General features: G+C 43.5%; 13 protein-coding genes. 12 read left to right on the top strand and 1 reads right to left on the bottom strand.

Translation table 11 applies throughout. The features are described from left to right. Positions 1-5: 5 nt before the first annotated feature. Positions 6-611 carry a hypothetical protein gene (locus tag NTX76_03150; GenBank protein MCX7338265.1) on the bottom strand — a complete coding sequence of 202 codons (606 nt, stop codon included), beginning with the start codon at positions 609-611 and terminating at the stop codon, positions 6-8. A gap of 786 nt (positions 612-1,397) precedes the next feature. Between NTX76_03150 and NTX76_03145 the strand changes: the two genes are divergently transcribed. The 12 genes from NTX76_03145 (at position 1,398) to NTX76_03090 (ending at position 11,599) form a co-directional block, all read left to right on the top strand. Continuing rightward, entirely contained in the window at positions 1,398-2,633 is a 1,236-nt protein-coding gene (locus tag NTX76_03145; protein ID MCX7338264.1) for a phage portal protein, read from the top strand. A 124-nt stretch (positions 2,634-2,757) separates the two neighbouring features. Continuing rightward, on the top strand, positions 2,758-3,051 hold the full coding sequence (locus NTX76_03140; protein ID MCX7338263.1) for a hypothetical protein: 294 nt from the start codon (positions 2,758-2,760) through the stop codon (positions 3,049-3,051). Positions 3,052-3,085: 34 nt separating this feature from the next. After that, positions 3,086-3,247, top strand: a complete 162-nt coding sequence (locus NTX76_03135; protein MCX7338262.1) for a hypothetical protein — start codon at positions 3,086-3,088, stop codon at positions 3,245-3,247. 269 nt (positions 3,248-3,516) lie between these two features. After that, positions 3,517-3,966, top strand: coding sequence for a hypothetical protein (locus NTX76_03130; protein ID MCX7338261.1), 450 nt, complete (start codon positions 3,517-3,519; stop codon positions 3,964-3,966). A 64-nt stretch (positions 3,967-4,030) separates the two neighbouring features. Then, complete coding sequence (locus NTX76_03125; GenBank protein ID MCX7338260.1) at positions 4,031-4,906, top strand: hypothetical protein; 876 nt, start codon at positions 4,031-4,033, stop codon at positions 4,904-4,906. 210 nt (positions 4,907-5,116) lie between these two features. Then, the gene (locus tag NTX76_03120; protein MCX7338259.1) at positions 5,117-5,650 is read left to right on the top strand and encodes an HK97 family phage prohead protease; all 534 of its coding nucleotides are present in this window, start codon (positions 5,117-5,119) and stop codon (positions 5,648-5,650) included. Positions 5,651-5,705: 55 nt separating this feature from the next. Continuing rightward, a complete protein-coding gene (locus NTX76_03115; protein ID MCX7338258.1) occupies positions 5,706-6,815 on the top strand; it encodes a phage major capsid protein in 1,110 nt (369 codons plus the stop codon). A gap of 4 nt (positions 6,816-6,819) precedes the next feature. Further along, the gene (locus NTX76_03110; protein MCX7338257.1) at positions 6,820-7,365 is read left to right on the top strand and encodes a head-tail connector protein; all 546 of its coding nucleotides are present in this window, start codon (positions 6,820-6,822) and stop codon (positions 7,363-7,365) included. A 93-nt stretch (positions 7,366-7,458) separates the two neighbouring features. Further along, the gene (locus tag NTX76_03105) at positions 7,459-8,814 is read left to right on the top strand and encodes an ankyrin repeat domain-containing protein (protein ID MCX7338256.1); all 1,356 of its coding nucleotides are present in this window, start codon (positions 7,459-7,461) and stop codon (positions 8,812-8,814) included. Positions 8,815-9,171: 357 nt separating this feature from the next. Continuing rightward, positions 9,172-9,525: a hypothetical protein gene (locus NTX76_03100; protein MCX7338255.1), complete on the top strand. Its 354-nt coding sequence runs from the start codon at positions 9,172-9,174 to the stop codon at positions 9,523-9,525. 228 nt (positions 9,526-9,753) lie between these two features. Continuing rightward, positions 9,754-10,878: an ankyrin repeat domain-containing protein gene (locus NTX76_03095; protein MCX7338254.1), complete on the top strand. Its 1,125-nt coding sequence runs from the start codon at positions 9,754-9,756 to the stop codon at positions 10,876-10,878. A 367-nt stretch (positions 10,879-11,245) separates the two neighbouring features. Beyond that, a complete protein-coding gene (locus NTX76_03090) occupies positions 11,246-11,599 on the top strand; it encodes a hypothetical protein (GenBank protein MCX7338253.1) in 354 nt (117 codons plus the stop codon). Positions 11,600-12,019 lie beyond the last annotated feature (420 nt).

The following is a 12,019-nucleotide window of genomic DNA, read 5'->3' as shown; positions in this document are numbered from 1 at the left end:
GTTTATTAGGTGCCGGGGAATATGGCGGCCTTTAATGTGAGACCAGTTATGGGCGATGGCGTTGTGTCATTTTGAACCATGGTCCCAAATTCGTATGACCCAGTAAAATCCCTTAACATGTCTAGATAATTATTGCGTGCTGTTAATTCCCCGTACACGACATCGGATGATTCAGGGTTTCTGCACAATACTGATCGGTAGGCATTGACCACATCTTGCACTGCTAATACACCGTTTGTGGATATCCCGGGGCCTGGATAATGATAAGTGGTGTTTGATGGTGAACTTGCTGCTAAGGCAGCTGCGGACATGACATTGATTTGGGGCAACATCACTGTTGTGAATTCCTGTGATGTTATTAAATAGGCGCGGAGTTGTAAATTAGTCCAGCTATTTACGTTAGAATTTGCGTAGGAGTCCGAGTGAATTGATGAAGAATAGGGTCGATTCAATAATATCTGAATGCTGGCTTTTAGATCGTCTGTTGTGGCGGGTACATTGCCAATATATGCGCCATCATAACTTGCGGAATTCGCGATATTCACCATGCCGATATTGGCAATGAAGAGGGTGATGAGGGCCGAAAAATAGAATTTGCGTTGTTGTGTCATGATGGCGGATTCCTTTTGGCTTTGTTGGTGCTGGTTTTGTAGCGCCTAGATAACCCCAGTTCGACGTAAGAGCCGTATCAAAACAGAGCCCACCGAAGTTTTCCCCAGTTGATAAAGATCAATTTCTTTCTCTGGACCCTATGGTCAAGCCATAGGGAAACTCGCTTTTGCCGGGGTCTTATTGACTTGTTATATTGAGCTCAGGTTAAATAGTGTTATCTTTGTTATTATTATGCATGGTGAGTTATTAACGGGAGGTTAAAATAACTAAATTTAAATTTACTAAACAATAGGTAGGTTTATTTAAAAGTTGATTTAAGTTTAACATAGCGCCATTTTTTATGAATGATTGGGGGTTCTGTCCCCGAACTCTCAATACCGCAGAAATCCGAGTGATATGCCCATTTTTTCTTGTCGGTTTATAGAAACACCCCCGTCATCCCGCGACTTGATCGCGGGATCCACAACGGAATACATGGGTCCCGTGGTCAAGCCACGGGATGACGGAGGGTGGGTGTTGTGTGATGACGGGAGTGGTCTTGTGTGCAGGGTTCAAGCCTAGGTTTCCCGGATGGCCACGCTTTCTTTGTTCGTTCGCCATGACGTCACGATATCCATTCAAAATTCTTTTCATGGGACATTTTAAAGTTTGCCTTTCGTCGCAAATATATAGTATAAAAAATATAGAATTGATGTTGGTGTGAATAAACAGCACCTAAAATCTCCTCAATTCTTCATTTCAAATCAAAAAATTTCATTTTACTTTATTTTAATCAGGGGAAAACTATGTCGATTGATAGTATCGCATCGTGGATGGGTCGTTTTGCGCCTGCATCCCGGAATAAGGATCAAGCCGTTCCATTACAAAAAGCGAGCAGCGTTGGGGCGATGGTTGCGTGTGCAACATTGGGGCAACCCGTGTGGACTCCGCGGCGATATGATGCCCTGGCGGAGGAGGGATACCAAAAAAATGTGATCGTGTACCGATGCGTGACTGTGATTGCACGTGGATTGGCCAGCGTTCCATGGCTGCTGTATGAGCGAAAAGGATCCGGGGAGCACGAGGTGGATCATCATCCATTGTTAATGTTGCTGAACTCCCCCAGTCCAAAACAGGCGGGGTCGGCCTTTATCGAGGCGGTCGTTGGGTATTTATTGCTGTCGGGCAATGCCTATATCGAAGCCGTTTTAAATGCCCAGGGCCAGCCAATGGAATTATATCCCCTGCGCCCTGATCGGGTGAAAGTTGTCCCAGGATTGGGTGGCGTTCCAGCAGCGTTTGAGTATGCGGCAGGGGCCCATAAAAAGCGATTGTCTGTGGATGCAGTGTCGGGGGAATCGTCGGTTTTGCATTTGAAATTATTCAACCCCTTGAATGATTGGTACGGGATGAGCCCGCTTGAGGCATCAAGCTGTTCCATTGATCAACACAATGCGGTGGCGGCACATAATTTGGCATTGTTGCAAAACGGGGGGCGGCCGTCGGGGGCATTGTTGGTAAAGCCGGCGCCACATGGGTATCCGCTGACGGAGGAGCAGAGGCAAACCCTGCGTGAGGATTTAAGGGTGACGTACGAGGGGACCAAAAACGCGGGTCGCATTATGGTTTTGGAGGGGGATTTTGAGTGGAAGGAAATGGGGATGTCGCTTAAGGATCTGGATTTTGTTGAGGGGAAAAATATGTCCGCGCGTGAGATTACGCAGGCATTTGGGGTGCCACCCATGCTGGCGGGGGTGCCGGGGGATGCGACGTTTGCCAATTACAAGGAGGCGCGATTCCATTTGTGGGAGGACACGATTCTGCCGCTGTTGGAATTTTTGGTTGCGGAATTTAATTTGTGGTTGGTGCCGTATTTTGGAGAGGGTTTTCGGATTGGATATGATCTGGATTCAATTCCAGCGCTGGCGCCACGGCGAGAAGCTGCATGGGCCAAGATTGTTGGGGCTGATTTTTTGACCGTGAATGAGAAACGCCAAGCCGTGGGGTACAGTCCGATCGAGGGTGGGGATGTTGTGGGGTGAGGGATGGGGAGAGAATTGATGAAAAAAATTTAAATTAACTAGATATTAAGAATTGAGTGATAGGTTAATACTATGGATGATTAATCCATATTTGCTAATATTCACAAAGAAAAGGTAATGAATCATGAAGATTAAAAGTTTAACAGGATTTTTTAGTATTGTAGCGCAGGCAACAGTTGTTGTTGTATTATTGACCCCTTGCAGTTATGCCGATACACAAGCTGAAATCGATGCAAAAGCGGATGCGATCTATAAAGAGTGCAAAGAAAAGGCAGTTTCCAATATGGCTGTTTGTAAAAAAACATCCAAGAAATCCGGCCAATGCGAATATTTTTATGATGAAGCCAAGGCTAAATGCAAAGCAGAAAGTGGTCACCGTTCTAATACTCAGAAATTTTTGGGGTTGGGCAAGAAATAACTAGGCCATCGATTCGTGAATGAATGTGAGTATCATGGTTATATGTGAAAAATTGGTCAATCTTGATAGGGATAGTCATAAACCATTCCGCGAGGTTTTTGATAGAGTTGAGAGCAGAATGCGTAATGGTTTTTCCTGCGGCAGTAAGATTTTTGATTATGCCCATGCCGTGATTCCCTTTATTGATTTTGAATAGGTGATCCTCGTAAGCGACCTAAGTTTGAGGCTGTAAGCCCCAAAAAATCATTCTGAAATGACAACCAAAAAGCCCTGTATAGATTTTCTGTGCAGGGCTTTTTGTTGTTTTGCTGGCCCGTTTTATGCATTCCCAATCGTTTTTCATCCAATACCGTCATAATGTGCAGAGTTTCGGGAGAGACTAGAAAAGGAGGAATGATGATTGTGAAATCATAATATTGTTGCTGTGATAAATCAATTTCAAAAATATTGACAAAAGGAGTTTCAATGAAAATAATATTTGTACTGTTACTGAGTATTTTAAATTTGTGCGCGTCATCAATGGATGCATCGGTTCCTGTTGATGAGGGGCTGCATAATGAGGTTGCTGGACTGATTCTGGTATATTGGGCCGGAATAGGGGATTTGTACGGGAATGGTTGTCACAATCCGGATTTTGGGTGTGAAAAAGATATTTCAAGGGCACAAGCTAATCAATATAATATGCCAATGCAAAATAAATTACGAGATAATGTCCACTGTTTCAAACAAAGTCTGAATCAGTTGATCGGGACAAATCAACCAGGCCTTTCTGATTTAGTAACGACAGTCTATTGTCAGTTAGATTGGTTGCATAAAGTCAGAAGTCATAATGATTCAACCCAAAATTCGAACCGAAAAACTGCTTTGACAAATCTCAAAAAACTTTATGATGAGTTGGATCAAAGGCGGTTTTAAAGATTGTTTCTTGGAAGTCTCCAATTTATAATAAATTTTAGATATTATCAATTGGAGAACGCCTATGAAAAAATTAATTCAAACTTTGGCTATGGTTATGGCATTAACCGGCGCAGTGGTTGCGGCACACTGTGATGAATCGTCCACAGAAAAATTATCCAATGATGCTAGGCTTTCTTTTCCAATGGAATATAAGCCTGTTTTTGAGTTAATGGATAAAGTGCAAGATCCCACTATAACTTATGGTCAGGCAAGGGAATTGATTCTTTCTCAAAGACCTTTGCTTCGAAAGTATTTTTTTAATGCAGCATTATTGAGCAATGATTGTGTGTTGAAACATAGACGGATAATAGAAGATGAGTTGACTCGTTTATCAGGAGTCATAGCGTTAGAAGAAGAAAAACCAGAGGAGCAACGGTACTCAGAATTTAATTATCTTTGTAGAATAAAAAAATATATAGGCAACATTATGTTGTGGGCGAGTGAGCCCCTTCAGGAGATAACGAATGATCAATTAAAAACATTCGAAAATTTTATACTTACGGATAAAACAGATATCAAGATATATAGCAGATTTGTTCGTTCGATGTCGGATGCCAAATGCGTTACAGATTTTTTTTCTGGGCTTTCCCGTCCAGAGCCATTTTTTTCGCAAGCGGTTATATCACAAAATATGCATAAATTGTTATTTGTACTGTGCAGTGGTGGCTTATCGAGCGAATTGATTCAAATGGTTACTGGATTTGGCGTAAATAGGAAGGATCTGGGAGGCTATGTATGTGGTGGGCATTGGGTCGATGTAGATCGCGACAAAGACATGTCATTTCGGGATGTTTATGATAGGGTAAAAAAGCATTCGACAGAATTCACCCCTTTTCTGTGCGGCAGTAAAATTTTTGATTATGCCAGTGCCGTGATTCCGTTTATTGATTTTGAGTAAGCAGTAGCAAATAATGTGAATGTGAGAGGCGCGACCCTCAAAAAAACTATCTTAGAAATACTCTAAAATAATACCAAAAAGCCTTGTATAGATTTTCTGTGCAGGGCTTTTTGTTGTTTTATCGGTCCGTTTGTTCACGGTAATCACAGAACAATCCAAAATCAAAATTCCAAAAATTATATTTTAATTAAAATAAATAGGGAGAGTTATATGGACTATATCGATCATTCGCTAATTTTAAAAAGCTGTCAGGACGATGGAATATTCGAGGGGTATGCCAGCGTTTTTGACGTCATTGACCACCATCAGGAGGCCGTGTCCAAGGGGGCATTTGTAACCAGCTTGACAAATTGGCAATCAAAACGGCAACTGCCAAAAATGCTGTGGCAGCATGATCCCAAGATACCCGTCGGAACATGGGAGGAGATTCGCGAAGATGACCACGGTTTGTTTGTGCGGGGGCGGTTGTTGTTGGATATCCGCCAGGGGAGGGAGGCTTATGCATTATTAAAGGCGGGAATTGTTGATGGGCTGTCCATTGGGTTTCATTTGATTCAGTCGGACCGGCTTCCCAGGGGGAGGGTTTTAAAGGAGGTTGATTTGCGGGAAATCTCCCTGGTTACGTTTGCGGCAAATCCAAAGGCGAAGATAACGGCCTATAAGCAGATGCAGGCTCCGCCCGATCTTATGGGGCATTTTTTGGGGAGATTATATTCCCTGGGGGAGGTGATCTGCAATCAATAACAATAAAAAACATAATCATTAAATCAAAATGACATCAAATCAAAAGGAATAAAACATGAATACAGTTGAAAAAATTGACCAGGCTATCGATTCATTAGAAGGATCTTTTAAGGCATTCCAAGAAAAACAAGAACACCGATTTCAGCAATTTTATACGGCGGCAAATCGACCAAAGCTGGGCGAGGGGGTGTCGGATTATGTTGATGGGCAGAAAAAGCAAGCATTCTTGGACTACATAACAAAGGGGAGTGAAGGCGGGATGATCCAAAAGGCGCTGACGGCTCAGGAGGGGCGAACAGGTGGATATTTTATCCCGGCGCCGATGGTGGATTTGGTTCAACAGCGTTTGTCGACGACATCGTATTTGCGATCTTTGGCGCGCGTCACAACAGTTTCAACCGATACGTTGGAATTATTGCTGGACAAGGGAAATGCCGATGTCGGGTGGGTTGGGGAGCTTGATGATCGGGCGGAAACGGGGGTGCCGGAATTAACAAAGGTGCGTATTTCGGTGCACCAGATTTATGCCAAACCGCGCGCCAGTCAGAAAATTTTGGATGATACCAGTATTGATGTTGAGCAATGGTTGGTTAATAAGGTCAGCGAAAAGATGAGCGCATGCGAAAATGCAGCGTTTATTCATGGGGATGGGGATGGAAAACCAAAGGGGTTTTTGAGTTACCCGTGTGTTCCGTTGCGTCAGGTGGAATGGGGAAAGTTTGAAGCCCTAAAAACGGGGGTCAATGGTGGATTGTCGGACAGCGATGCGCTGATTAACACGCTGTATGCGATGAAGCCCGAATATTTGCGGGGTGCTGTTTGGTTTATGTCAAGAAGTGCGATGGCATCCATACGACGGCTAAAGGATGAATCCACAGGGCATTATTTATGGCAACCCGGATTGTTGGCAGGGGCGCCAGATACGTTGTTGGGGCACCCGGTTATGATTGCTGATGAGATGCCGCCCTTGGTTAGTGGGGTGGCGAGTTCGTCAGTTGTTTTGGCGAATTTTTACGAAGCGTATCAAATTGTGGATCGGGCCGGAATTCATGTGCTGCGGGATCCATATAGCGCGAAACCGTACGTGGAATTTTATGCCACAAAACGCGTTGGTGGGGATGTGGTGAATTTTGACGCGATTAAAGTCATTCGTTTTGAGGAGTAAATATATGCTGACATTGATTAAACCTGCGGGAATTGAGGTTGTGAGTTTGGAGGAGGTTAAGGCGCAATTGCGCCTTGATCACGTATACGAGGATGAGTATTTGTTGTCGTTAATTCAGGCGTCAACCAATTTGGTTGAAGACTATTTGGGGCGGTCGTTGATTTCGCAGACATGGCAATTGATTCATCACCAGTTGATCGAAGATGGCCAAAAGGAGTTGACGGAAATTTACTTGCCGCGGCCGTCCTTGATTGAGGTCCTGAGTGTTTGTAGCGTGCGGCCCAATAACATTAAGCATCCGATCAAACGATACATGATCGAGACGGCGCATTCGTTGCCAAAGTTGGTGTGCCAGCGGAGCTTGGGCGTGGTGGAGGTGATTTATCGCGCCGGCTATGGCGATTATCCAAAGCACATTCCGTCCAGTATTCGGCAGGCGATTTTGCTGAGTGTGGCGGATTTTTATGAAAACAGGGCGAACAGCAGCATTCAAAATCAAACCGTGTTTCAGGCGCTGCTGGCCCCGCATCGTATTATAAGAATGGGGTGAGGGGGCATAACGATTGCCCTGGAAAATCCCTTGCAAAACAGATCAATATACACCCACAATATTATCTATTAGACTACCACTGTGGATGTTAAAATGAATCGTTATAAAAATGCAAGGGAAATTTTGCAACGCTATTTGTTAGGTGTGATTTCTTTCGGTTTTATTGCGGGTTTGGGTGTGGTGCCCGCATTTTGCGCAATCGAAGAGTTGTATGCCCTCATGCCCACGCTTGTAACGGCAAGAAATATCATCACAAATCAAGATATTTCTGTGCAAGAATTTGAACAGATTTACAGGGAGGCAAAAGATAATCCCGATAGTGATTTAAGCTTATTGTTGCCTTTGTGTGTTACGATAACCCAGAAAAGTTCTGGCAAAACAACAGTTCTTGAGTGGGCCGCCCTTAGGGGGGATGCCAATCTTGTTGAGCGATTATTTGCATATGATCCCGATATTATGAAACAATGTGAAGGTGAAAGTGCTTTACTCCATTATGCAACACGTCAAAATCATGTAAATGTGGCAAAGATTTTGTTTCGGCATGGTATAGCGCTTGATGCCGTTAAGAATGGTTTGACTCCGCTCCATATTTCTGCATGTTATGGCTGCACAGAGGTTGCGGAGTTTTTGTTGGATAATGGTGCGATGGTTGACTTGATGGGCGACAAGGGATGGACGCCTCTTTATCTGGCTTCAGTCAAAAATCATCTAGGTGTCATGTTTCAATTATTGCACCATGGTGCAAAGGTTGATTTGGGTTGTGGTGACATTGGCTATTCTGCCCTTCATATGGCAGTGGTTGCGAAGAGTGTTGATGGCATTAATCTTTTATTAGATCATCATGCAACGATAGATGTGGGTAGTGATGGCGTGGGGATAAGGCCACTTCTTGTCGCCGTTGAAAACAATTTTTTAAAAGGCGCAGAAGTCTTGCTGAAACGTGGGGCGGTGGTTGATCATACCTATGGTGGAAGAACAGCTCTTTTTATGGCGACTCAATATGATTATGCCGATATGGCTAGGCTTTTATTGAAGTATGGTGCGAACGTCAATTTTATTGGGGAGATGGGATCAAGCCCGCTTCATATGGCTGCATGGTTCGATAGTGCGGATGTGGCCGTGGCCCTAATCCAAGGTGGGGCAGCGATTGATCATCCGGATGAGGATGGATTAACCCCTCTGCATTGGGCGGTGATGCGTGGGAAGGAAAAGATGGTTGGGGTTTTGTTGGATCATCTGGCGGCAGTTGATTTGGCCAGCAATAAGGGATTGACACCCCTGTATTATGCTGTGGATAAGAATTATTTACCCATTGCGCGGCTTTTGTTGGATAAGGGTGCGGATGTATCAAAACCAAGCACGAGTTATGCGTTGTCGACCCCACTGGTTCATGCGTTTGGGGTGACAACCATGGATATGTTTAGGTTGCTGTGGGGATATAAGCGATGATGGGGAGGGGGTTGTGAGTAAGCTGTACTTTTAACCTACATCCCGAATCCCCCCTCTAATTGCCCTGTGCTTTCGATTCATCATCGGACACGGGGTATTTTTTTGCCTGAACCAATACCATTTTCAATAAATCTTCATGAGTTTCCTGGATGGCCACACTTCACTTCGTTCGTTCGCCATGACGACGTCATTGCGCGGAGGGAGGAAGCCCCGACAAAGCAATCCAGAAATTGCCTCGAACTCATGAAGATTTATTGAAAATGGTATAATTCTTTCAGAAAGCGAGGAGCGGTATGTGATATGGAATGAGGCTCTATTTAATGAATCAATTAACAAATCAATATTGGAGAGTGCAGAATGATGATAAATAAATATATAGTAAAAATGGTTTTTGTTGCTGGGATTTTATTGGCAGCGGGTGATGGATATTCGGCGGATGAATCTGGAGATCTTGTGCTTAAGCCAGTTAGGGAATTTTTTGAAAAAGTTATGGGTGGCGGCGTTGTGGAGGAATCTAGTTTTATTGCGGAGGGACTTCAGTTGCTGGAAGAAAAAAAGAGAATAATTATGGCCAGGCCTACAGGCTTTTTTAAAGAAGCCTCTCTATGTTTAGATGTGCTTGGTTATAATTACAAGGTAAGTCTGTATAGAATTCCGGAAATTATAAGGATTCAGATGTTTTATATTAGACCTGATGATTTGGTGTATTAGTTTACGCGGTGCCATTCATAAAAAATATTGATTTTTGAGACAAAAAATACCCATAATATCAGTACAAGAACTTATCAAGTGGATATTACTGTGCTCTATAGAAAGAATGCAAGGAAAATTTTTCAGCTATTTTTGTTTATTGTGACGTTGTTTGGATCAAGTGTGGGCTTGGAGGCATCATACATATCATCACGTGAAGAAGTGAAGTTGGGGTTCCATGAGAAACCAATGCTTATTAAAATGACGAACAGTATTACAAAAGAAAATGTTTCGTTGCAGGAATTTGAACGTCTTTACAAAAATGCAGATGATGGTGACTTGGGTAGCCTGGACCTTTTGTTGTCCCTTAACATTCTTACAAGCGATGGGAGTTATACTATTTCAGCTCTTCATGTGGCTTCAATGCGCAATAGTGCCAATTTGGTGGAGGCCTTGTGCAAGGGTGGGGCGAAAGTTGATCAAATTGATGGGGTAGCAGCGCTTCATATGGGGGCGATATATGGGGGCATGGAAGGGGTTGAGGCTTTGTTGCGATGTGGTGCGACAGTTGATTTAAAGGCGGGAAAGATTAAAACAAGTGCGCTTCAATTTTCTGCTGCTCGTGGCGATGTGGGCATTACAGAAATTTTATTGAAATATGGTGCAAAGGTTGATTCGGTTAGTCCTATTAATGGGCTCTCGGCCCTTCATATGGCTGTAGATTATAATCATGCAGATGTTGCGGAAGTTTTGCTGCGTCATCATGCAAATGTTAGTCTTCCTGGGTATCAAGGATTGACAGCACTTCAGATGACGGCAATGTCTGATAGCCCCGATTTGGTAGATGTTTTGGTACGATGGGGCGCAAAGATTGATGAGTTTGGTGTAGGGTGTGCGAGACTGTCAGCATTGCATTTGTCCGCAATGTTGAATAAGCCAGCTGTGGCAAAGGCATTATTGGATCATGGCGCGACGGTCGATTTGATCCTTAAGGATGGATCCCCCCTTGAAGTGGCGGCATTGTACGGCAGTGCAGATGTGATAAAGACTTTAATCCAGGGTGGGGCTGATATTAATCGTGTGGATTCCAAGGGATTAACGGCCCTGCATTGGGCAGCGGCAAGCGGCCGTATAAAAGTTGTGGAGGTTTTGCTGGACCATCTGGCGGTGGTGGACCTGGTGAGTAGTGATGGGATGACTCCGCTGCATTATGCTGTGGATAAGGGTTCTCTGCCCATTGCGCGGCTTTTGTTGGATAAGGGTGCGGATGTATCAAAACCAAGCACGAGCAATGCATTTTCCACCCCATTGATGTATGCGTTTGGGGTGACAACCATGGATATGTTTTGGTTGCTGTGGGGATATAAGCGATGATGTGGAGTAGGCATGAGTAAGCTGCTTCCTTGTACTTTTTAGCCTCTGTCCTGTAAGAGAGCCTCTCTCTAATTGCCCTGTGCTTCGATTCATCATCGGACACGGGGTATTTTTTTGCCTGAACCAATACCATTTTCAATAAATCTTCATGAGTTTCCTGGATGGCCACACTTCACTTCGTTCGTTCGTCATGACGACGTCATTGCGCGGAGGGCGAAGCCCGAAGAAGCAATCCAGAAATTGCCTCGAACTCATGAAGATTTATTGAAAATGGTATAATTCTTTCAGAAAGCGAGGGGCAGTATGTGATATGGAATGAGGCTCTATTTAATGAATCAATTAACAAATCAATATTGGAGAGTGCAGAATGATGATAAATAAATATAAGTATATGATGAAAGCTGTTTTTGTTGCGGGTTTTTTGTTGGCGGCGGGCGATGGATATTCAATGGGAGAGTACGAAGAAAATGGATGCGGGATGGGAAGGGTTTGGGATCAATTTCGTGAGAGAGGGGCTGAGATTTATCAGAGAGGCATGAGTGATGTGAATAAGTTTTGTGAATCCGCTGAGAGGAAGTTTGGTCTGATCGTAGAAAAAATTGATGATTTGATTAAAAATTTCAGTCTAGGGGGAATCACTGATACGATAAGCGACAAACTTCAAGTAACATTTAATGAAGTTGAGGTATTTGAAATACGGGTTGATCAACTTCTAAGATAGATGATGAACCAATAACGGAGCTTAAAAAATATAGTCAAACTGTGAACGAACGAAACTCGGCAACACAGAATCCTTATTGCCATTCATTTTGGGTATGGCAATACTGCTTGAAATTTAGAAAAATAACATCCACACTATCAGTAAGTCAACTTACTAAATTGGATATTAGGATGAATAATTACAGAAATGCAAGGGAAATCTTTCAACGCCGATTGTCTATGTTTATTGGAAATGAGGGCGCTGGATTGCCGGGTTCATTTCGTTCGTTCGCAAAGATCATTGATGAACGACAACTAGAATTCCCTTCTAACGACAACTAGAATTACCGTTTTTTGGGGCGTTTTGGCTGCCTGAATCTTACCTGTTTTTCTCCTTTTTTTGTAACATTTTTTGGCTTTGAGGGGGCTTCTATAGTGCGCT

The organism is Alphaproteobacteria bacterium, assembly GCA_026400645.1.
Lineage (GTDB): Bacteria > Pseudomonadota > Alphaproteobacteria > Paracaedibacterales > CAIULA01 > JAPLOP01.
The sequence above is the reverse complement of the archived record's forward strand: the minus strand, read 5'-3'. Positions and strand labels throughout refer to the sequence as shown.